The sequence below is a fragment of the Bacteroides sp. B1-V-101 genome, assembly GCF_023656585.1.
Taxonomy (GTDB): domain Bacteria; phylum Bacteroidota; class Bacteroidia; order Bacteroidales; family Bacteroidaceae; genus Bacteroides; species Bacteroides thetaiotaomicron.
Map to the genome: position 1 here is coordinate 89,348 of NZ_JAMOKH010000013.1, position 22,111 is coordinate 111,458.

Sequence of the window (22,111 nt, forward strand, 5' to 3'; positions counted from 1 at the left end):
ATGACGAATGAACAAAGCGCAACGCTGCTTCGCTTGAATAAACAGGCACAAGTAGCAGCACTGAACGCCGTTGGATTCTCGGATATCACCGAGAATTCCCGCGCATCTGAATTTGGACAACGTATCAAGTGGGCTGCCGGCCTGCTTGATTTGAATCTTGCCTGTAACCGCATCTCGGATAACTCCAAATGGTATTTCACCCGTGAGGAATGGGATTCCCTCACGGTTACCAACAAACAGTTGTTTATCAAACGCGGTCTTCGTATCCGGGCACATGGACACTCCTTCGTAATTTCCGCCCAGGAGTGCTATAATGCCGACATGACTACCACCTTCTACTGGGGCGGTCAGGGCAAAGCCATAGATGGCCTGAATCAAAAAGGACTGGGCGCCATGTATGGCTGCTTCACGGGTGAGGAAGATACTGACCTCATTATCGCAACTCTGAAAGACCAAAATAATAGTGGTGTGATCGGTGCGCCAGCTGCCGAAGCCGCCCGTGCATACCGTGCCTACACTTTGGAAAGTGACGGTATCGAGGATGAATCCAACTGGTTCCTTCCTTCATCTGGCCAAATGCTTCTGATGTACCGCTACCGCGATAAAATCAATGAGATGATGCGTACCTTTTGGAGTAGTGACAGTATGCTGATGACTGATAAATACTACTGGTCATCAACAATTTGGGATACTAACTCCGCCTGGGCGTTCGAACTGAATACCGGGCGTATTACGAATCAAAACAAAAATTCAAATCTTCTCCATGTGAGAGCTGTTGCTTCTGAATAGTATTAACCTAAAATTATATAATAAAATGGATAAAAATATCGCTAACGCAATGCTTATGCGCCTGAATAAACAAGACCAAGTTGCAGCTTTGCAATCAATCGGTTTTACAACCGTCAATGAAAATACCCCGGCGAGTGACATCGCCAAGTATATGCAATGGGCAGGTACGCTTCTTGACCTTTCTTTGGCTACTCTCCGAATTGAAGACGGTGAACAAGTCTTTTTCACGGCTTCCGAATGGAACTCCATGAGCGCAAATAACCGCTCCAAGTATATCCGTATTGGCATCCGACTTCGTGCCGAATGCCACCAGTTCATTATCGCCAAAAGTGACTGCGTTGACGCAGGCGGCAACAAAACGTTCAAATGGGGTGGCTACGGAACTGACCTACGCGGCCTGAAAAACTACGGCAGTGGTAACCAAGGACTCTATGATACCTTCGACGGCAAGGAAAATACCGATGTTATAATAGAAACCCTTGCAGGCGTCAAGGACACCCAGGGAACTGTCGGCGCCCCTGCCGCCGAAGTTGCCAGAGCCTATAAAGCCTGTACGCTTGAATCTGACGGAATTGAAGATACAACCGTGTGGAACCTGCCCGCATTGGGTGAACTTATGCTTATGGCCAAGTATAAAACCGAAATCAATGAGCTCATAACTTCTATGTTTGGCAATCAAAATATATTTACAAATGACTGGTATTGGTCTAGTACCGAATATGACGCTTCCAGCAGTTGGAACGTGGGCTTCAACGGCGGCACCGTCAACACGAACTACCGCCAGAACGCGTACCGGGTTCGTCCCCTCGCCGCAATAAACACTTTATCCCTTTAATTCTTTATCCCTTAAAGGGTTAGCTAAATAAAAGCCCCGGCAGGGGCTTTTTAGCTTCACTTTTTTGAGCTAAAATTGTGTTAATTGCTTTACAGTTATTAACTTTGCCCCCTCTAATACATACATTAAAATATTAAAAAATTAACATGGCACTTACACAAGACCTTCCTATATCAAATTCGATGTATAAGCTTCTGAACCTTATCATTGATGCCCGGCAACAATTCCCCAAGGCGTTCCGGTATGAATTTGGTACGGAGTTGATGATGCTTGCCGTTCATTGTTGCGAATATATCCGTTATGCAAATACAGATATGAACCTTGAGCATCGTGCAGATTATCTGATGAAGTTTTTGTGTGAGTTTGATGCATTGAAATTACTGCTAAGAGTGTGTGAAGAACGACATTTGACCAGCCTGACTCAAACTGCCGAAATCTGTCTGCTTGCAGAGAGCATCGGTAAGCAAAGTACCGGTTGGTACAAAAAAACGGTTGCAGATCTCCAACGGCAAAAAGCTAACGGATCGCAACAAGTCGCAAAGCCGGAGTCATAATCGCCAAGGGGATTATGAGTGAGCAATTAGAATTATTTATTGGGCATCCCCCCGGTGATGAGCCGGGAAAGACTAAGATAGCGGATGCAACGGCTTCCAGCAGTTGGAACGTGAACTTCAACAACGGCAACGTCAACACGAACAACCGCCAGAACGCGAACCGGGTTCGTCCCCTCGCCGCAACAGGTAATATAATCTATGACATACTTCTTAGCAGTATTTTCGAAGCATCCGAAGATTGTGCCAGACAGAAAAGAACGAGTACGGATTGTGTTGAGTTTTATAATGATTATCAGTCTGCATTGGTGCGGCTATGGTATTCTATTATTTACGGTGAATATGTACCGGACTTTTCAAAAGTATTCATACGGACTTACCCGGTATATCGGGAGGTTTTTGCCGCCGCTTTCATTGATCGTGTTGTCCATCACTGGATCGCTCTTCGTATCGAGCCGATTTTAGAGGAACGTTTTCGGGAACAAGGGAACGTCTCGAAGAACTGCCGGAAAGGTGAGGGATGTCTGTCTGCCGTGCACTATCTGAATAACATGATAGTCGAGGTCAGTGAGAATTATACTGCCGATGCGTACATTTTCAAAGATGACCTGTTCAGTTTCTTCATGTCTATCTCGAAATCGTTGGTATGGGAAATGCTGAACATATTCGTAAGGGACAATTATAAAGGCGATGATATTGAATGTCTGCTTTACCTTCTAGCCGTTACTATCTTTCATTGTCCACAAAATAAGTGTATCAGACGCTCTCCCGTCTCCATGTGGGACAAACTTCCCAGTAATAAAAGTCTGTTTCATAATGACCCTGACAGGGGAGTGGCTATCGGGAACCTGCCGTCGCAACTCATAGCCAACTTTCTGGCGTCTGTATATGATTATTTCGTGATGGAAATACTGGGATTCATATATTATGTACGCTTTGTTGATGACTTTTGTATCGTAGTGAAATCACCGGAAGAAATATTGTCCAAAGTCCATCTTCTTGATGGTTTCCTGAAAGAACAACTCCTTTTACGGTTGCATCCACGCAAACTGTATCTTCAGCATTATAAAAAAGGAGTCTTGTTTGTAGGGGCGTTCATTTTGCCTGGTAGAATTTATGTATCTAACAGGGTGGTTGGTAACACATATAACGCTGTCAGGAAATTTAATAGAATAGCTGAAAATGGATTTGCAGAAGCGTATGTTGAGAAGTTTGTGAGTACGATGAACTCTTATTATGGCCTGATGAAACACTTTGCAACGTACAATATCCGCCGTAAAATTGCAGCGATGTTGCTTCCTGAATGGTGGGAATATGTTTATATCGAAGGACATTTTGAAAAGTTTGTATTGAAGAATAAATATAACCATAGAAAACAACTAATTAAACATATCAAAAAACATGGATCAAAAAAATATCTTACCGCGTGGGATTGCTAAGCCTATCGAGCAACAGCCGGACGGAACTTGGATTGTACGTCATCACTTCCGGGTGGTTGGTACCAGTGAGAATGGTGAAGAACTGGTAACTTTTGCCAGTTCGGAATATCCCGAGAAACCTACCTTGCAACAGATTCAAAGAAGTATTGACCGTTATCGGGTGTGTCTAACAATGTATGGAGATACAATTTCAGACGAAATAGAAAAGGTTGATCTTTCCGTGTATATGTTTACGGATTAATAGTTCAATCTGTTGGTTGTTTAGGGGTGCTTATCAAGCATCCCTTTTTTATTTATGGAAAAAGTGAAAATTATAATGTCTTGTTTTATAGATATTTATCATAGAATTGATTTCCAAGATTTTCCATTTTTGTAAAACTCGTTATTATACTCAATACATTTGTTCCATACAGAATATTTTATTAATAATTAAACGCTATGAGTATGGGTATAAAAGTATTGTATGATTGGCTTTTGCAATCTAACCGACCGGCACACGTCAAAGCCGGGATGTTCGTCTTTGTTGTAATGCTTGTTTTCTGTTTCCTTCTATTAGGCATTGATTTCTGTAAATCTGCTATTGTTTCTTTAACGACAACCGCCATTGCCGCAATAGTGGTTGAGTACATTCAGAAAAAGTGCGGGTTCATCTTTGATTGGCTTGACGCATTAGCTACTGTTTTGCTTCCTGGGCTGATTACTGTGTTTTCAATATTGGTAGTAACTTTATGATTAATATTATGAGATGGTTATATGAGTTATTTAATGTAGACCAGATACGAATTATTTTCGTTTCGATGTTCAGTTCTCTTCTTGCTTATTTAACGCCGACTAAAGGTTTTCTTATAGCATTAGTTGTAATGTTTGGATTTAATATTTGGTGCGGAATGAGGGCTGATGGTGTTTCAATTATACGTTGTAAAAACTTTAAGTGGGATAAGTTTAAAAATGCCTTGGTCGAACTTCTCCTCTATCTTATAATCATTGAAGTAGTCTTCTCCTTTATGAGCTTGATAGGAGATGGTGAGAACTCATTGTTAGTTATTAAGACTATTACGTATGTATTTTCTTATGTATATCTTCAGAACGCATTTAAGAATCTGATTATTGCTTATCCTAGAAACAAAGGGTTTCGTATAATTTACCATGTAATACGTTTTGAATTTAAGCGGGCTACGCCTACACATGTACAAGGAATTATTGATAGAATCGAAAACGAACTAGATAAAGAGGAAAGATATGAAAATATTGATTGATAACGGTCACGGTAGTAATACTCCGGGTAAGTGTTCTCCAGATGGCAGGTTAAGGGAATACTCCTATACCCGTGAAATTGCTGGGCGTGTAGTATTTGAATTGCGTAAATTAGGTATTGATGCGGAACTGGTCGTGAAAGAGGAAATAGATGTTCCTTTGTCAGAACGTTGTAGGCGAGTGAATGAATATAAAACTTCTGAAGCAATTCTTATTTCTATCCATTGCAATGCAGCCGGTAATGGTTCAAATTGGATGCAAGCACGTGGTTGGGAAGCATGGACCAGTGTGGGACAGACAAAAGCCGATAAGCTGGCTGACTGTCTGTATGCTACTGCTGAAGAATGTTTGTTTGGAATGAAAATACGGAAGGATATGGCAGACGGTGATCCAGATAAGGAGAGTAGTTTTTATATCTTGAAACATACGAACTGTCCGGCTGTTCTGACGGAGAATCTGTTTCAGGATAACAAAGAAGATGTGGATTTCCTGCTGTCAGAGGAGGGGAAACGGACTATTGTTTCTCTTCATGTGAAAGGCATTTGTAAATATCTAGGCATATGAAGTCTCTTCCGTGGATATTAGTCTGTCTATTGTTTGGCGTGATCGTGTGGATGCGTTGTCATCTGCACGATCTGTCAACTGTGTACATTAAGGGAGATACTGTACATGTCCGGGACACAGTAAGAGACACAATACCCAAACCGGCAAAGAGAACTCCAAAGCGTATCGATACGGTATATTTACCTATCTTGATAGATACTACGACTGACAGAACCGTAGAAGGTGATTCAATTCCGGTACTTGTACCTATTGTAAGCAAGGAATATAAAACTGATAATTACCGGGCCATAGTTAGTGGATATAAGCCTAGTCTTGATTTTATGGAGGTGTACAGAGACAAGGAAATTATTACTCTTTCACCTTTACAGAAGAAAAAACGTTGGGGATTAGGCTTACAGACAGGATATAGTTATCCGGGCGGTTGGTATGTTGGGGTGGGAATAAGCTGTAATTTGATTATGTGGTAATGAAAAAGGAAATACAATACACTAGTATTCGTAGATTACTTCTCCATTATTTTTTTTACTGCTAAATTCTTTTTGGATATTTCACATATTATTTATAATTTCGTATTTGCATTTTAATCTAATCTTATGATGTAACTTATATAAATTATATTGAAGGTATGAAATATATATGTTTATTTCTTTTTGCGTGTATTTCAATAATATCCAAAGCACAAACTTTAATTCTATCAGAAAATGATTCTACGGTTATGACAGAATATAATGATGGGAATCTTTGGGCATATAGAAATGCGAATGGTTTTATCGTTGGCCTTACGACTTATGAAACGAAGGATGATTATGGAAAATATTATCGGATTGATGTTTTCATCAAGAATCAGTGTGATTCGTCGGTCATATTTACGCCGGACGATGTTACTTCTCATTTGCTGACTAATAGAGGAGATAATTATCAATTAATGGTATACACAAATGAAGCTTTTCAGAAAAAGATAAGAAAGTCTCAAAACTGGGCTATGGCCTTATATGGCTTTTCTTCTGGGCTTAGTGCAGGAAGTGCCGGATATTCTACATCTTATTCCACATCGTATTCGTCAAATGGTACCGCTTATACAACAGTGACCAACCATTATGATGCAAATGCGGCTTTTCAAGCTAATATGGCATCATCTTATCAACTACAAACATTGGGTAAAATGATGGATAATGATAGGGAAATAAAAAGGCAAGGATATCTAAAGAAGACAACAGTACATCCCAATGAGGGTATAATAGGATATATGAACATTAAAAGAAAAAAGGGAAAGATTCTAACTATAAATATACCTATCAATGGTTATGTTTATTCTTTTGATTGGGATGTAAGTAAATAATTGGATTGAAGATAAATGAAAGGCAGCTTATTAGGCTGCCTTTTTTGTAATCCTTCCTATCAACAACACACGAATCAACAAACTCTCAAGAAGGGTTACATAAGATAGTACTAATATATAAATGAAAAGTTCGATCGTGGATATAAAAAAAGTGAGGGGAACCACCCCCTCACCAAAGTCAAACCAAAATAATCCGAATTATGTCCGTATTATCTTGATGTTGCAAAGATACAATTTTTTTTCGATTAGACAATAAAAATCCCTGCATCGGCTCAATGCAGGGATGGTGTCAAATAAGAGCTTAACTGATTTTTAATGATGTCTGATGAATCATTTCGCTAACATCGTTCAAAGCGTTCAGGAACGTTTTGAGTTCATTGTCAGTAAAGCGAGCCTTTTTCCCGTTGACTATATTTCCGTTAATACGCTGATATAGCCAGTTTCTACTTTTACCAAAATATTTCTTTGCAATATAACTGAATGAGATTGCTTCGGGCAATTCTCCAAGTTTATCACGTAATATGGCTTCTTCCACTCTTTCTATATAATCATTGCAGGCATTTACCGTTGCTTTTAGCCCAGCTTCAGATGCTTTTTTGTAGGCTTCCTTTTGGGCTTCCGGTAGTTTATTATATTTATCCTGCATTTCCTTTTTGAAAGCTTCTTTTTCTTCTGTGGTTTTTAGTTCTTTGAATCTTTCAAAGTCAACCTGCATTTCTTTTGTTGGCAGGCAATCATTCCAATCTATCATAGCTTTTAATGTTTGTCCCTCCCCGAAGGGAGGGATGTTAATTACAACTTTTTTAATTTCTCTTGGATTTCGTTCATCCGATCGAGTATGTCATTTATAAGCGCTTCCCGTTCTTTGGCATTTTCAGGAACCCCATAGACCTCGTGAAATGAAGCGAGAAGTTTTAAATTCTCATACTCTTGTTCTAATTCTTTTTTTTCTTCATCTTTCATCAGTTAAACATTAAAATTAAGAACTCTTATTTGACACTACAAAGATAATAAGCATTTGATTATTATGCAAATTCTTAGTGATTTATTTTATATGTGATTATTCATTTTTCAAGTTGTCAAGTATTTCCCTGATTGCTTTATCAGCGTGTTTTCTCATTATTGTGACATAGTTGAAGATTGGTCTATCTTCTTTCATTGATTGCCCGATACAGTATTCCAGTGTACTAAGAGGAATTCCCAGGTCATATCCATGTTGGACGAAAGATTTGCGGGCTGAATATAGGGTGAATTTATGCCTGATTCCTGCCACCTTGCCTAATTGACTGATTTTCCTGGCCAGCAGGTTATAGCAGGAGGTATAGTTCTTGTATTTCCCGAATATGATTTTCCCTGTATTCTTTTTCATATACTTTTTTATAATGGGCTTTGCTTCTTCGGGAATGGAAAAGGAAATCAGGGAGTCCCCCTCTTTGGTGTTTTTGGTCTTTTTTCGGATGTAGTTTATTTCATCCGTCCGGAAATCGTATGCTAGTATGTCTACTAGGTTCATGCCGGCAAGATAATAAGTAAGCATGAAAATGTCCCGTGTGACGTTGAGATTGTAATGCTCTAAATTGGCGTCCCTGATTGTCTTGAGTTCTTCGACGGTGATTTGCGTTTCCCTCTTTTGGGCTGATGGAATTCTGGCTGTGATGAAAGGGTCGATATCGTAGGTGACGTATCTCATCTTTATAGCATAGTTAATGATAACCTTTAGCAGGGTTATGTAGATGTTGATTGTGGTGCTTGACAGCTTTGTCTTTTTGAGCCATGATATGTACTGGTTCATTCTGATAGGGGTAATATGTTCCATGAGAGAACCGTTCCCGATGAATTGCATAAACTTGTTTGTGGCCAGCCGATAGAGCTTGTATGTCTTGGTACGTTCTTCTTCATCTATTTGGGACAGATATTCATCCACGATATCCTCGAACTTACGATGCTTTTCTCCGTTTAACGGGTTAGTTATCATTTTGACTAATTGCGTGCACGTGAGCGAATCAGGGTAGTCCAGTTCCATGTATCGCTTGAAATAAAGGTTGTATAGCTGTTGTAATTTTGTATTGAGAAAATCCTTGTCTGGACGGTGTACTATTTTACCGTTCTTAAACTCGTTTTCCCTTACCACTATATCCGTGGTGATGAATCTCGTTTCAGAGTTGTGTGCGACTCGAATTCTTATTTTGTGTGTCCCGTCTGATAACCTTTTTGCGGGAACTATTACCAATGTTAATGTAGCCATAATTTGTGTTTTTAGGGTAAAAATGGCGTTTTCGACCATTATTTTTTTAACATCCTATTGTAATTTACTTATAATCAGATTCTAATCCGGGAATTTTCCGACCATAATCCGACCATTTTATAGCGTCAAAAGTGACGTTTTTGCTCTCTATTATAGACTACTAATTGATAGGAAAAATAGTTCGATTGTGCTTTTAATATGCTGTATATCAATAAAATAAAAATCGGAAGCTCATGCTCGCTCGCAGGCTTCCGATCAACACAAAAACTAAACTAGACTTAACTAAACTATTCTATTCTTGGAATTTCACAATCCCTTTCTGTTCGTTGCAAAGTTACATATAAAACCGATTTCTGACAAACTATAATCGACAAAATTCACTTTTTTGCCGATAAATTCGACAATCATCAGCTTCTTTCATCCAAAAATGCCTGAAAAACCTGCTTGTAACTATCACTAATGGGGATATACGTTTTGTCAAAGACGATACGTCCACGGTCGATCACCCGTATTTTGTCCTTTTGGACGATGAATGAACGGTGTACACGTATGAACCGGCTGGAAGGCAAAAGCTCTTCCATGGCTTTCATGCTCATGAGTGACAAGATGGGTTTGGCATCATCTTCCGTATATATTTTGATGTAATCTTTCAGTCCTTCGATGTACATGATCTTTTTCAGTTCTACCTGTACCAGCTTATAGTCGCTTTTTACAAAGATGCTGTCTATCTCTTCCGGCTTCTGCACCAGCTCGAACCATTGCAGGGCTTTATTGGCTGCTTGCAGGAAATCGACATACGAGATCGGTTTCAGCAGATAATCGAGTGCATTGACACGATAACCGTCGATAGCGTATTGACCGAATGCGGTGGTAAAAACGATACGCGTACGGGAATCTACCATTTGTGAGAACTCCAGTCCGTTAAGTTCCGGCATCTGAATGTCAAGGAAAAGAAGATCGACTTCTTCGCCCGGCAACTCCTTCATTGCCTGAACTGCACTGGAATATTTTCCTGTAAGTTGCAGAAACGGAGTCTTATTCACATAACTTTCCAGTAGGCCCAGAGCCAATGGCTCATCATCTACAATGGCACAACGTAATATCATAATTCTCTATATTTTATTTAATTACCTAAACCGAATATACTCTCAATTATTACCTATTACTTAATACTTATTACTTATTAATACTCTCCCTCACACGGATGCTCAGCCTTGATCTATACTCCTTGCCGTCTTCCGAAATACCTTTCTGCCAGGTATACTGGCCTGGATAAAGAATCTCCAGTCGTCGGTTCACCTGTTCCAGTCCTATCCCCGAACCACTCTTGTCCATTATGTTCTTCGGGTGGTTGCTGTTGCTTATCTCGCAGATCACTTCCGTCTCATTTTCCGCAAGATGGATATGGATAAAACTCCGTTCCGTAGGCGATATACCGTGCTTGAAGGCATTCTCGATCAGCGAGATAAAGATAAGCGGTGCGATAAGAGTCCGACTGTCCGGCAGTATATCAATCTGCGTAGTCATCTGTACATTGGAAGACAGGCGGATGCGCATCAGTTCGATATAGTTGCGGATAAAGTCAGTCTCTTTGCCTAGCGGGACGTAGGTCTGCTGATTATCATACAACACATAGCGTAGGAGCTTGCTTAGTTCCTGCACAGCTTGTTGCGCCTTGTCTGTATCAAAAGCAATTAAGGCATAGATATTGTTCAGCGTATTGAGCAGAAAATGCGGGTTCAGTTGATTGCGCAGATTCTTCAGTTCCGCTTCCGAACGGTTCCGTTCCGCTTCCTTACGGGCAGCTTCCGCTTGTGTCCATCGGACACTCATACGTATGGCGGCACTCAGTCCGATGGTGAAGACGAGACTCAGCATATCTCTGACAAAGAACAGCCATCCCGGAGGACCACCCGACCGGTGAGGCTTGGGAACAAAGGAAGGATCGAATGTCAGACTCCGCCAAAGGTGCAGCATCAGACCGATGACACACAACAGGAGAATATTGTAAGTAATATATCTCTTGGTCTGGCTCTGAAAAAGATATCGGGGAACCAGCAGGAAGTAGTTGACGTAGAACGCGATCATGAAAGACAACGGTACGGCAGAATGGCGTAAGTATGCCATCCAGTTGATGTTTCCGTTTTCGCGCTCTACAAAGAAGAACGGAAAACCGAACATAATCCCCCAGCCGATAATGTGTATCAGTGCTTCCAGGGGACGACGTGCGGATGTTAGGCTTTGTTTCATAAAGACAAAGATAGTTTTTTATTCGTATCTGATTGCCTCTATCGGGTCTAAATCTGCTGCTTTCTTTGCAGGATACCATCCGAAGAAGACTCCGGTGACGGTGCAGACAGCGAAAGAAAGGAAGACACTCCAAGGTTGGATGAAGATAGGCCAGTGTGCCACGCTCTTCACGATCCAGCTGGCTCCGCAGCCTATGATGACTCCGATAAGACCTCCCGTAATACTGATCATGATAGCCTCGATGAGGAACTGGCTCAGAATATCAACGCCACGTGCGCCGACGGACATACGCAGACCGATTTCACGGGTACGTTCGGTGACGGATACGTACATGATATTCATGATACCGATACCGCCCACTACCAGAGATATTCCGGCAATACAGGCGAGCAGGGTGGTCATCAGATCGGTGGTAGAGTTTAGCATCGTACTCAACTCCTGTTGGGTACGGATGGTGAAATCGTCTTCGTCCGAAGCTTTCAATTTATGGTTGCGCCGCAGGATTTCCGTGATTTCATCGGTAGCATACTCGGTCATGTCTTCCGATAGGGCAGAAGCAAAGACACCCTGAAGATAGGTGACGGCAAGCAATCGTTTCATGACGGTGGTGTAAGGAGCCAGTACGATATTGTCCTGATCCTGTCCCATAGAGTTGTACCCTTTGGCTTTGAGCACACCGACCACCCGGAACGGTATCTTGTTGAAGCGGATGATTTTCCCTATCGGATCGCTTCCGTCCGGAAAGAGGTTGTCTACAATCGTTTTACCGATCACGCAGACCTTAGCCGAACTTTGTATGTCGGCTTCCGTAAACATATCTCCACTTTCTACACTCAGCTGACGGATGTCGAGATACTCCAGCCCAACACCGCTGACGGATGACGGGTAGTTGTTGTTACCCGCGATAAGCTGTCCCGACGAAGACACATTAGGACTGATGGCGGACAGGAAATTGGTCTCATCGCGCAAGGCCTCATAGTCGGTCAGCTTCAACGTCTGCATAGCCGATGGGTCTTGCCGGACCCCCCCCCGTCTGTCGGCTCCCGGATGGATCATGATCATGTTCGATCCCATCTCCGATATCTGTTGCTGGATGCTTCGCTTCGATCCCTGACCGATAGCGAGCATCGTGATGACGGAAGCGACACCGATGATGATACCAAGCATGGTGAGGAAAGCACGCAGCTTGTTGTTCGCCAATGCCCGGAGAGCTATTTTAAATAAGTTAGTTCCATTCATAAACTACTGTTACTTATTACTTAATATTTGATACTTAATACCCAATACCTAATACTTATTACCTATTACTTATCTTCAATCCTCGTCGCTTTTGGGCAATGCGGCCAGTGCTTCGGCGGCGGACAGGACATGAGAGTTGACTGTATCTTCAATGACATGACCGTCGCGCAGGCGGATGTTCCGGCTGCTGTATTGCGCGATTTCGGGATTATGCGTTACGAATATAATGGTACGTCCTTCCGCATGAAGTTTCTGGAACAGGACAAGTATATCAAAAGACGTACGTGTGTCGAGGTTTCCGGTTGCTTCGTCGGCAAGGATGACCGCAGGGTTGTTTACCAGTGCACGGGCGATGGCTACGCGCTGCATCTGTCCTCCGGACATCTGGTTGGACTTATGCTCCAACCGGTCGCCCAAACCTACAGCCTGTAACGCTTCGACGGCACGCCGGCGACGTTCGGAAGCGCTCACTGATGAGTTGTACATCAGCGGTAACTCTACGTTTTCCACAGCCGTCGTCTTGGGCAGCAAGTTGTAGCTTTGGAAGACGAAGCCGATTTTCCGGTTTCTCAGTACGGCACGCTGAGGCTTGCTCATGGTGCGCACGGAGATGTCATCGAGCAGATACTCCCCGCTGGTAGGAGTGTCCAGACAGCCCAACGTGTTGAGCAGTGTGGACTTTCCCGAACCGGAAGTACCCATGATGGTCACAAACTCACCTTCGTTGATGGTGAACGAAACGCCCCGTAACGCATGGACGGTTTCTTCTCCCACCTGAAAGTCTCGTTTGATATTTTGAAGTTCAATTACTTTTTTCATACTTGGCTACTTGTTGCTTTTCTTTTTGTTGTTTCCCGGAGGGCCTGGCATGAACGGGCTTCTTTCTCCGTTTCCCTGCCCCGGTTCTCTATTCATATTCTCGTCCGGCATAGCACCGATAGTGGCTTCCGTGACGACTTTGGTTCCTTCGGCAACACCACTGATGATCTCTGTGGAAATACCGTTACTGATTCCGATTTCTACCGGATGGGCCGTAAAGGTGGTTCCTTCGCGCGTCCATACCTTATGTTCGCCTTCGCAATCTTTCACGATATCATTCTTACCGATCAACGGTGCTTCGGGGGTGAAACGCAAAGCTCTGTTGGGGACAGACAATACATCTTTCTTATCAAGGATAAAGATAGTCACATTGGCTGTCAGACGCGGTTTCAGCTTCAAGTCCGGATTCGGAGCAGAGATCACTACTTCATAAGTGACTACCGTGCTGGTACTTGAACTGGCGCTGCTGCTACTGCTTGCATCTCCCAGACGAATCTGTGTCACGACTCCGTCAAACACATCATTCGGATAAGCATCGACAGTAAAGCTGGCGCGCTGTCCTTCTTCAATACCGCCTATATCTGCTTCATCCACGTCTGCTACTACCTGCATCTGTGTCAGGTCGGCCGCAATGGTGAAGAGGGTAGGAGTTTCGAATCCGGAAGCTACGGTCTGTCCGGCTTCTACATCGCGGCTGATGACAACTCCGTCTATCGGAGAAGTAATCGTAGCATATGACAGGTTACGTTCTGCCTTTGCCAGAGATGCCTTGCTGCTGTCGAAAGCGCTCTTGGCCTTCTGATAATTATAGAGAGCCTGCTCGTAGTCGGTATCGCTGATCAATGACTTATCGTGCAATCCCTTGCTACGTTCGTAGTTCTTCTTCTGATATTCAAATTCGGCTTTGGCACCATCGTAAGTTGCCTGCTGGGATGCCAGTTCACTCTGTAAAGTGACACGGTCCATCTCGGCAATCAGCTGTCCTTTGGTTACTACCGAGTTGTAATCTACATAAATCTTGTCGATGATACCGGATACCTGCGTACCGACTTCTACTTCTATCACCGGTTCGATTGTTCCGGTGGCAGTCACCGAATTGGAGATATCGCCTTTACTGACAGTCGCACTGGCATACATCACCTTGTGCTTTGCCGGAGAACCTGTAAAGAACCAGATTCCTCCGCCCACTACTACGGCAACTGCCACAGCGATCAGGATAATCTTTTTCGTTTTCATTCTATATTCTGTTTTACTTATTTATATTCCGCTTTTAGTAAGGAAGAAGGCTTATAATGCCAGTTTGTCTCCTTGGTAGAACTTCAGCAACTGAGTGTTCAGTATCGCCATGTATTTGGCTTGAAGCTGCTCTTGCTGTGCTTGCAGCAAGTTGTTCTTTTCTGTCAGCAACTCTACTGTATTCTTCATGCCCAGATTGAACTGTTCGCTGATCAGGTCGTAGCTGATCTGTGTACTTTTCAGCTTTTCGTTCGCTGCCGCATAACGTTGCTGCGCACTGTTTGCATCCAGCCAGAGTCCTTCGATGGTCTTATACAGTGTTTTCTGTTCGTCAAGCAGCGACAGCAGACTTGTTTCGCGCTGTAACTTCGCTTTCTGCACGGCACTCTTGGTCTGACGGTTATTGAAGATAGGAACGCTGACGGAAACACCGATGGAGTTGTTCCATCCGTTCTTTACCTGTTCTCCGAAGGTGAAGTCACTGCCGCTGGTGTGGTTCGTTCCGATACCTGCACTCAGACTGATGGTGGGGAGATATCCCGCTTTGGCGATATCGATACCCAGTTCCGAAGCCTCTACGCTCAGTTTGCTCGCCTCGATCTCCGGACGGAGGGTAAGCGCGCTCATATACACATCCTTCTTGGTGGGCAATGGTAAAAGTACGTTTTCGTCGGACAGGGCGGGGAGATAGACGTTCATTTCATTCTCCCCATCCAATTCGAGCAGTTGTTTCAGTTGTAATTTGTAGTCCTGCAGAGTGGCTTGCGCTGTTACTAATTGATAACGGTCGGTGCTGACCTGAGCTTCCAGCTGTGCCAGATCACTTTTGGCTATGCTTCCGGCATTCAGAAGTTCCTGTCCGCGGTCGCGCTGTGCAATGGAAACTTGCAGCGTATTTTCATTGACCTTGACGGACTCCGCTGCATAAAGAATCTGAATGTAAATCTGAGCAATAGATTCCTGAATACTATTCTCGGACGTTTCTACATCCAGATTGGCTGCCTGATTGTTCAGCTTCTCCTGTTTGATGGTGTTCAGTCGCTTGCTACCATTATAAATGGTCCACGAAGCATTCAGACCGTAATTGCCATTGTAACTGGTCTTGCTGGTTGTCTCGATCACCTCGCTTCCGCTGATCGTTCTGCTTGATTCCTGATATGGACGGTTCACCATGTTCTGGCTCGTAGAGAACGACAGACTGGGGAACAGGGTAGCTTTGGCTGTCTTCACATCGATCTGTGTACTTTCCGCATTCACCCGGTTTTTGCGAATCGTAATGTTCTGTTGCAACGCATAGTCGATGCACGACTGTAAATCCCATTGGGCGGGGAGATTCATCTCGCTCTGGGCGGCTGTCTGCACAGAAGATTCCTGGGCGGATATACCGGGCAGCAGACCCGCTCCAAGAAATACTATCACTGTCAATCTTCTTACATTTATCATATTTTTATATGTCTATTGATTTACTGGAACGAAGGTACGTACATATTATATTAGCTGCAAAAGCGATAGACAGATGGCGCTTTTTCGCCGTTAAATGTTTTTTTTCTGTCGATAGGCAGGTTTTTTGAGAAAAACCATACAAATCATGCAACATTTTGCCATACTTGTTTGTTTTAATTATAAAAATTGTATATTTGTACTCATTACAAATTCTAAGGTCAGCTTATGAAGAATACACTGCTTGCAATATGGAACTTTTATTTGGAGGGTTTCCGTAGTATGACGTTAGGTCGTACTTTGTGGCTTATTATCTTAGTGAAATTATTCATTATGTTCTTCATCCTCAAAATTTTCTTCTTTCCCGACTTTCTCGGCGATCATCCTACAGATGCCGACAAGGGTACGTATGTGGGAAATGAGCTGATACAGCGTGCACTTCCGGAGAAAACCACTGATTTTTAACTCTTAAACTACATAAGATTATGATTGAAAGTATTGACACCTCGCTGATCGATTGGTCGAGAGCCCAATTTGCGATGACAGCCATGTACCACTGGATTTTCGTTCCGCTCACCCTCGGACTGGCTGTGGTGATGGGAATAATGGAGACGTTGTATTATAAAACAGGCAATGAATTTTGGAAGCGGACAGCCAAGTTCTGGATGAAACTTTTCGGTATCAACTTCGCCATTGGTGTAGCGACAGGATTGATCCTGGAGTTTGAGTTTGGTACGAACTGGAGTAATTATTCTTGGTTTGTAGGTGATATTTTCGGTGCACCGCTTGCTATTGAAGGTATTCTGGCGTTCTTTATGGAAGCCACGTTTATCGCTGTCATGTTCTTCGGATGGGATAAGGTGAGCAAACGCTTCCACCTTGCTTCTACCTGGCTGACTGGTCTGGGGGCTACGATCTCCGCTTGGTGGATTCTCGTAGCAAACGCATGGATGCAGCATCCGGTAGGTATGGAGTTCAATCCCGATACAGTGCGTAATGAGATGGTTGATTTCTGGGCGGTGGCAACTTCGCCTGTAGCGGTCAACAAGTTCTTTCATACGGTATTGTCCGGATGGGTACTTGGTGGCGTGTTCGTTGTAGGAATCAGTTGTTGGTTTCTGCTGAAGAAACGTAATCGCGAGTTTGCGCTTGCAAGCATAAAGATCGGTGCTATCTTCGGGCTTGTCTCTTCACTGCTGGCTGTATGGACGGGCGATGGTTCCGGCTATCAGATTGCACAGACCCAACCGATGAAACTGGCGGCTGTAGAGGGACTTTATGAAGGAGGAACCAATGTAGGTCTGGTGGGAATAGGAATGCTGAACCCCGAAAAGAAGACTTACAATGATGGGAAAGACCCTTTCCTGTTCCGGATTGAGATACCCAGTATGCTTTCGTTCCTTGCCGAGCGGGATGTGGACGGGTATGTCCCCGGAATTACCAATATTATCGAAGGCGGCTATCAGCTGAAAGACGGTACGACTGCTTTGTCGGCAGCCGAAAAGATAGAGCGGGGTAAGACCGCTATCGGAGCGCTGGCTGCTTATCGTGCAGCGAAGAGCGCCGGGCACGAGGAAGATGCCGCTGTTGCCTATCAGGTTTTGCAGGAGAATATGCCATACTTCGGATACGGATATATTAAAGATGTGAATCAGCTGGTTCCGAATGTTCCTCTGAACTTCTACGCTTTCCGTATAATGGTTATCCTGGGCGGATATTTTATCCTTTTCTTCATCGTTGTGCTCTTCTTTATATATAAGAAAGATTTGAGTAAGATGCGCTGGATGCATTGGATCGCTCTGCTGACCATTCCTTTGGCTTACATTGCCGGACAGGCAGGATGGGTGGTTGCCGAATGCGGTCGTCAGCCTTGGGCTATCCGCGATATGCTTCCTACATCGGCGGCTATCTCTAAATTGGATGTAGGCTCCGTTCAGGCTACTTTCTTTATCTTCCTGATCTTGTTTACCGTAATGCTGATTGCGGAGATAGGGATTATGGTGAAGGCGATTAAGAAAGGACCGGAAGAAGAGATAAGTAATAGGTAATAGGTATTAAGTAATAATCGTAGCTGCTGACTGATTTATCAGCATGGTTATTACTTATTACCTATTACTTATTACCTGTTACTTATTACTTAAAACTTAATACTTACATATTATGTATATATTTCTACAACAATATTGGTGGCTGGTCGTTTCCTTGCTGGGGGCCATACTTGTATTTTTATTATTTGTGCAGGGAGGAAATTCTTTATTGTTCTGTTTGGGTAAGACGGAGGAACATCGTAAGATGATGGTGAACTCTACCGGACGTAAGTGGGAGTTTACGTTTACTACGCTGGTAACGTTCGGAGGTGCTTTCTTTGCTTCGTTCCCGTTGTTTTACAGTACCAGTTTCGGTGGGGCTTACTGGCTTTGGATGATTATTCTTTTCAGTTTTGTGTTGCAGGCTGTGAGTTACGAGTTCCAGAGCAAGGCAGGGAATTTGCTGGGTAAAAAGACCTATCAGACTTTCTTGGTAATTAATGGGGTTGTAGGACCTCTGTTGCTGGGTGGAGCAGTCGCTACTTTCTTCACCGGTTCTGATTTCTATATCAATAAGGCGAATATGACGGATACGATTATGCCGGTTATCAGTCATTGGGGAAATGGATGGCACGGACTGGACGCGTTGACTAATATCTGGAATGTTATTCTCGGACTGGCTGTATTCTTTTTGGCGCGTGTGTTGGGTTCGCTCTATTTCATTAATAGTATAGCGGATAAGGAACTGACCGATAAATGTCGTCGTGCAGTATTGAATAATACTATTTTCTTCCTTGTATTCTTTTTGGCATTTGTAATCCGTACATTGGTTTCTGACGGTTTTGCTGTCAATCCGGATACATTGGAGGTTTATATGCAGCCTTATAAGTACTTTATCAACTTTATAGAAATGCCGGTAGTTCTGATCATCTTCCTGATAGGTGTAGTATTGGTACTTTTTGGAATCGGTAAGACGGTTCTGAAAAAGACTTTCGACAAAGGAATCTGGTTTGCAGGAATAGGTACGGTACTGACAGTTCTGGCTTTGTTACTCGTAGCCGGATATAATAACACTGCTTATTATCCTTCATATACGGACTTGCAAAGTTCGCTGACATTGGCTAACAGCTGTTCGAGTGAATTTACGCTGAAGACTATGGCTTATGTCTCTATTCTTGTTCCGTTTGTGATAGCTTATATATTCTATGCATGGCGTAGTATCGACCGCCATAAGATTACGGAGAAGGAGATGGATGAAGGAGGACATTCCTATTAAGGTAATTTTGATAGACATTAAAGGAAGAGGATGTGTCAAACTCCCCTTTTAACGAAATCATCCTCGCCACAGATAGTTGTAGCGAGGATGATCTTTAATCTATGAGGACTTCGACATATTCTCTTAGGCTTAGCTACTCTCTTGGTAATCCTATTTATTCACTACATTTTCCGGTGTTCCGGAGATATAAGCCTGTAGATTGCTAATGGCAATATTCATCAGACGCTCACGAGCTTCTGTGCTTGCCCACGCGATATGCGGAGTAATGTAGCAGTTCTTTGCAGTCAGCAACGGATTGTCGGCACGAGGAGGTTCCGAAGAAAGTACATCTACTCCGGCAGCATAAATCTTGCCACTGTTCAGTGCATCTGCAAGATCTTGTTCGTTAACCAATGGGCCACGACCTGTATTAATTAAAATAGCATTCGGCTTCATCAGAGCAAGACGGCGTGCGTTCACCAATTCGTGAGTTTCCGGAGTGAGCGGGCAGTGCAGACTGATAATATCACATTCGCTGAACAACTGATCCAAATCCATCTTCTTGATTTCCGGTGGCAACTGGAAGTGAGACTTTGAAGTTAAAGCATATACCTGCATACCGAAACCGATGGCAACGCGAGCAGTAGTATATCCTGTATTTCCCAATCCGACAAGACCGATTTTCTTATCCCGCAATTCTATCAACGGAGTATCCCAAAAACAGAAATCCTTGTTATTGGTCCAACGACCTTTGTGGACTTCTTCCGAATGATGCTGTACCTGCTGACAGATATTAAGAATGTGCGCAAATACCATTTGTGCAACGGAAGCTGTACTATATGCAGGGATATTAGTTACAATAATACCACGTTCTTTGGCTGCTGCCGTATCCACTACATTGTATCCCGTAGCAAGCACACCGATATACTTCAGTTCGGGCAGGGCAGCCATGTGATCGGCGTTGATGATTACTTTATTCGTCAGAATCACTTCAGCTCCGGCTGCGCGTTCCAATACTTCTTCGGGGGCAGTACGGTCATAAATGGTACATTCTCCGAGAGCTTTCAAACCTTCCCATGATAAATCACCGGGATTGGCGGCAAAGCCGTCTAAAACTACTATTTTCATTATATTTAAGTATTAAGTTATAAGTATTAAGTGTTATGGGATGTTCCCATTGTTCTTTAGTTTTACAATTGTTGCTGTCAGTAATTTAAGTATTTCCAGGCAGTCAGTATTAATAGATTCATATTGTTCATCGCTTATATATTCTGTTTGCTGAAGTAAATATAGCCAATATTCTGTTTCAGAACATTCCTTTTGAGAAATAGAGTATTTGTGTATAAAGTCAAGATGTGATTCTGCATAAATAGCTTCTCTAATATTAGCACCGATAGAAGTTCCACTACGTAATATCTGTTTTGATAGAATTGTTTCTTTCTTGCAATCTCTTAAATACTTATATAGATTAATTATTCGAATTGCAAATTTGGTAGACTTCTCTTTTAATAAATTTTCTTTCACGGCTACGGCTAATACCTAATACTTAATACCTAATACTTATTTGAACCTTTCTCCCCATAACTGCTGCATCCGTTCTGCATGCTTCTGTTCGGCGGCATTGTTCTGAGGTTGCCATATTCGTTTTTCTTTCAGCTCGTCCGGCAAGAATTGTTGCTTCACGAAGTTGCCTTCGTAGCTGTGGGCGTACTTGTATTCCTGTCCATATCCCAGTTGTTTCATCAGCTTGGTGGGAGCATTGCGCAAGTGCAGAGGCACAGGCAAGTTTCCAGTGGAACGTACCAGTTCTAATGCGTCGTTAATGGCACTGTATGCCGAATTGCTTTTGGGACTCGTTGCCAGATAGATTGTTGTTTCCGCCAAAGGGATACGTCCTTCGGGCCAACCGATTTTCATCAGAGTTTCAAAGCAGGCATTCGCTAGCAGCAATGCGTTCGGATTGGCCAGACCTATATCTTCGGCAGCAGAGATAACGAGTCTCCGCGCGATGAAAGCAGGGTCTTCACCACCTTCTACCATGCGGGCGAGCCAGTAAATGGCCCCGTCCGGATCACTGCCACGGATAGACTTGATAAAAGCGGAAATGATGTCATAATGCATTTCTCCGTCCTTGTCGTATGCCAACGGATTCTGTTGCAGGCGTTCGGTCACCATGTCATCGGTGATGACAACCGTTTCCTCTGTGTCCGATTCCACTACAAGTTCAAGTATATTGAGCAGTTTACGGGCGTCTCCGCCGGAGAAGCGCAGCATGGCTGTCGTTTCTTTGAGTTCGATTTTCCGTTCTTTCAGTATGGTGTCGGTGGTGATGGCACGTTGCAGAAGTTCGAGCAAATCTTCCTTTTCCAAAGATTTGAGCACATAAAGCTGGCAACGGGAGAGGAGAGGGCGGATCACTTCGAATGATGGATTCTCGGTCGTTGCGCCTATCAGCGTCACCGTACCGTTTTCCACAGCTCCCAACAAAGAATCCTGTTGCGACTTGCTGAAACGATGGATTTCATCGATAAATAAGATCGGACTGGATTGCGAGAAAAAGCGGTTGCTCTTGGCACGCTCTATCACTTCGCGCACATCTTTGACACCTGAAGTCACGGCACTCAGCGTATAAAACGGAGTTTCCAGTTTATTGGCGATAATCTGTGCCAATGTGGTTTTTCCCACTCCGGGAGGTCCCCAGAGGATAAACGAAGAAATACGTCCCGCATCAATCATCTTACGCAGGATAGCCCCCGGTCCAACTAAATGTTTCTGACCGATATAATCATCCAATGTCTTTGGTCGTAACCGTTCTGCTAAAGGTTGCAT

The 22,111-nt window shown here is 43.2% G+C and carries 25 protein-coding genes; 13 read left to right on the plus strand and 12 right to left on the minus strand.

The annotated features are described in order from the left end of the window. The 10 genes from NBH01_RS12205 (at position 1) to NBH01_RS12250 (ending at position 6,771) form a co-directional block, all read left to right on the plus strand. A complete protein-coding gene (locus tag NBH01_RS12205; protein ID WP_009039435.1) occupies positions 1-789 on the plus strand; it encodes an Lcl C-terminal domain-containing protein in 789 nt (262 codons plus the stop codon). Positions 790-814: 25 nt separating this feature from the next. Further along, positions 815-1,624: an Lcl domain-containing protein gene (locus tag NBH01_RS12210; protein ID WP_250700126.1), complete on the plus strand. Its 810-nt coding sequence runs from the start codon at positions 815-817 to the stop codon at positions 1,622-1,624. Positions 1,625-1,770: 146 nt separating this feature from the next. Further along, a complete protein-coding gene (locus NBH01_RS12215; RefSeq protein WP_004300306.1) occupies positions 1,771-2,178 on the plus strand; it encodes a four helix bundle protein in 408 nt (135 codons plus the stop codon). A 14-nt stretch (positions 2,179-2,192) separates the two neighbouring features. Further along, positions 2,193-3,614, plus strand: a complete 1,422-nt coding sequence (locus NBH01_RS12220) for an RNA-directed DNA polymerase (RefSeq protein ID WP_004311565.1) — start codon at positions 2,193-2,195, stop codon at positions 3,612-3,614. Next, on the plus strand, positions 3,577-3,855 hold the full coding sequence (locus NBH01_RS12225) for a hypothetical protein (protein WP_004300310.1): 279 nt from the start codon (positions 3,577-3,579) through the stop codon (positions 3,853-3,855). The genes NBH01_RS12220 and NBH01_RS12225 overlap by 38 nt, the downstream gene beginning before the upstream one ends. 203 nt (positions 3,856-4,058) lie before the next feature. After that, a complete protein-coding gene (locus NBH01_RS12230; RefSeq protein WP_004300312.1) occupies positions 4,059-4,346 on the plus strand; it encodes a hypothetical protein in 288 nt (95 codons plus the stop codon). Then, the gene (locus NBH01_RS12235; protein WP_004311566.1) at positions 4,343-4,870 is read left to right on the plus strand and encodes a hypothetical protein; all 528 of its coding nucleotides are present in this window, start codon (positions 4,343-4,345) and stop codon (positions 4,868-4,870) included. Before NBH01_RS12230 ends, NBH01_RS12235 begins: the two co-directional genes overlap by 4 nt. Continuing rightward, complete coding sequence (locus NBH01_RS12240; RefSeq protein WP_004311567.1) at positions 4,854-5,432, plus strand: N-acetylmuramoyl-L-alanine amidase; 579 nt, start codon at positions 4,854-4,856, stop codon at positions 5,430-5,432. Before NBH01_RS12235 ends, NBH01_RS12240 begins: the two co-directional genes overlap by 17 nt. Next, positions 5,429-5,899 (plus strand): DUF6808 domain-containing protein, encoded by a 471-nt coding sequence (locus NBH01_RS12245; RefSeq protein WP_004318760.1) that lies wholly within the window; start codon positions 5,429-5,431, stop codon positions 5,897-5,899. The genes NBH01_RS12240 and NBH01_RS12245 overlap by 4 nt, the downstream gene beginning before the upstream one ends. Positions 5,900-6,057: 158 nt before the next feature. Beyond that, entirely contained in the window at positions 6,058-6,771 is a 714-nt protein-coding gene (locus NBH01_RS12250) for a hypothetical protein (RefSeq protein ID WP_004318758.1), read from the plus strand. 301 nt (positions 6,772-7,072) lie between these two features. Here the strand turns inward: NBH01_RS12250 and NBH01_RS12255 are convergent, their stop codons facing one another. From NBH01_RS12255 to NBH01_RS12295, 9 genes are all read right to left on the minus strand, one after another. Beyond that, positions 7,073-7,522, minus strand: a complete 450-nt coding sequence (locus tag NBH01_RS12255; RefSeq protein WP_044917596.1) for a DUF5053 domain-containing protein — start codon at positions 7,520-7,522, stop codon at positions 7,073-7,075. Positions 7,523-7,563: 41 nt separating this feature from the next. Then, positions 7,564-7,734 carry a hypothetical protein gene (locus tag NBH01_RS12260; RefSeq protein ID WP_022199780.1) on the minus strand — a complete coding sequence of 57 codons (171 nt, stop codon included), beginning with the start codon at positions 7,732-7,734 and terminating at the stop codon, positions 7,564-7,566. Positions 7,735-7,831: 97 nt separating this feature from the next. Further along, positions 7,832-9,055, minus strand: a complete 1,224-nt coding sequence (locus NBH01_RS12265; RefSeq protein WP_004318751.1) for a tyrosine-type recombinase/integrase — start codon at positions 9,053-9,055, stop codon at positions 7,832-7,834. A 368-nt stretch (positions 9,056-9,423) separates the two neighbouring features. Beyond that, on the minus strand, positions 9,424-10,122 hold the full coding sequence (locus NBH01_RS12270; protein WP_008763423.1) for a LytR/AlgR family response regulator transcription factor: 699 nt from the start codon (positions 10,120-10,122) through the stop codon (positions 9,424-9,426). A gap of 70 nt (positions 10,123-10,192) precedes the next feature. After that, a complete protein-coding gene (locus NBH01_RS12275) occupies positions 10,193-11,266 on the minus strand; it encodes a sensor histidine kinase (RefSeq protein WP_250700127.1) in 1,074 nt (357 codons plus the stop codon). Between the two features lie 18 nt (positions 11,267-11,284). Continuing rightward, positions 11,285-12,505, minus strand: a complete 1,221-nt coding sequence (locus NBH01_RS12280) for an ABC transporter permease (RefSeq protein ID WP_008765923.1) — start codon at positions 12,503-12,505, stop codon at positions 11,285-11,287. 75 nt (positions 12,506-12,580) lie between these two features. Next, the gene (locus tag NBH01_RS12285; RefSeq protein ID WP_016267774.1) at positions 12,581-13,324 is read right to left on the minus strand and encodes an ABC transporter ATP-binding protein; all 744 of its coding nucleotides are present in this window, start codon (positions 13,322-13,324) and stop codon (positions 12,581-12,583) included. A gap of 6 nt (positions 13,325-13,330) precedes the next feature. Continuing rightward, positions 13,331-14,560, minus strand: a complete 1,230-nt coding sequence (locus tag NBH01_RS12290; RefSeq protein ID WP_008765921.1) for an efflux RND transporter periplasmic adaptor subunit — start codon at positions 14,558-14,560, stop codon at positions 13,331-13,333. Between the two features lie 51 nt (positions 14,561-14,611). Next, positions 14,612-16,003, minus strand: a complete 1,392-nt coding sequence (locus NBH01_RS12295; protein ID WP_032840937.1) for a TolC family protein — start codon at positions 16,001-16,003, stop codon at positions 14,612-14,614. Between the two features lie 225 nt (positions 16,004-16,228). On the opposite strand from NBH01_RS12295, the gene NBH01_RS12300 reads away from it, so the two are divergent. From NBH01_RS12300 to NBH01_RS12310, 3 genes are all read left to right on the plus strand, one after another. Then, on the plus strand, positions 16,229-16,465 hold the full coding sequence (locus NBH01_RS12300; protein ID WP_008763429.1) for a DUF4492 domain-containing protein: 237 nt from the start codon (positions 16,229-16,231) through the stop codon (positions 16,463-16,465). Between the two features lie 20 nt (positions 16,466-16,485). Beyond that, complete coding sequence (locus NBH01_RS12305) at positions 16,486-18,048, plus strand: cytochrome ubiquinol oxidase subunit I (RefSeq protein ID WP_008763430.1); 1,563 nt, start codon at positions 16,486-16,488, stop codon at positions 18,046-18,048. A 112-nt stretch (positions 18,049-18,160) separates the two neighbouring features. Next, positions 18,161-19,303: a cytochrome d ubiquinol oxidase subunit II gene (locus NBH01_RS12310; RefSeq protein ID WP_008763431.1), complete on the plus strand. Its 1,143-nt coding sequence runs from the start codon at positions 18,161-18,163 to the stop codon at positions 19,301-19,303. Positions 19,304-19,453: 150 nt separating this feature from the next. On the opposite strand, the gene NBH01_RS12315 is transcribed toward NBH01_RS12310, so the two are convergent. The 3 genes from NBH01_RS12315 to NBH01_RS12325 are packed head-to-tail and all read right to left on the minus strand — an operon-like array spanning position 19,454 to position 22,111. Continuing rightward, complete coding sequence (locus NBH01_RS12315; protein ID WP_022471065.1) at positions 19,454-20,410, minus strand: D-2-hydroxyacid dehydrogenase; 957 nt, start codon at positions 20,408-20,410, stop codon at positions 19,454-19,456. Positions 20,411-20,443: 33 nt separating this feature from the next. Further along, on the minus strand, positions 20,444-20,806 hold the full coding sequence (locus NBH01_RS12320; protein ID WP_011107654.1) for a four helix bundle protein: 363 nt from the start codon (positions 20,804-20,806) through the stop codon (positions 20,444-20,446). A gap of 36 nt (positions 20,807-20,842) precedes the next feature. Continuing rightward, complete coding sequence (locus NBH01_RS12325; RefSeq protein WP_008765915.1) at positions 20,843-22,111, minus strand: replication-associated recombination protein A; 1,269 nt, start codon at positions 22,109-22,111, stop codon at positions 20,843-20,845.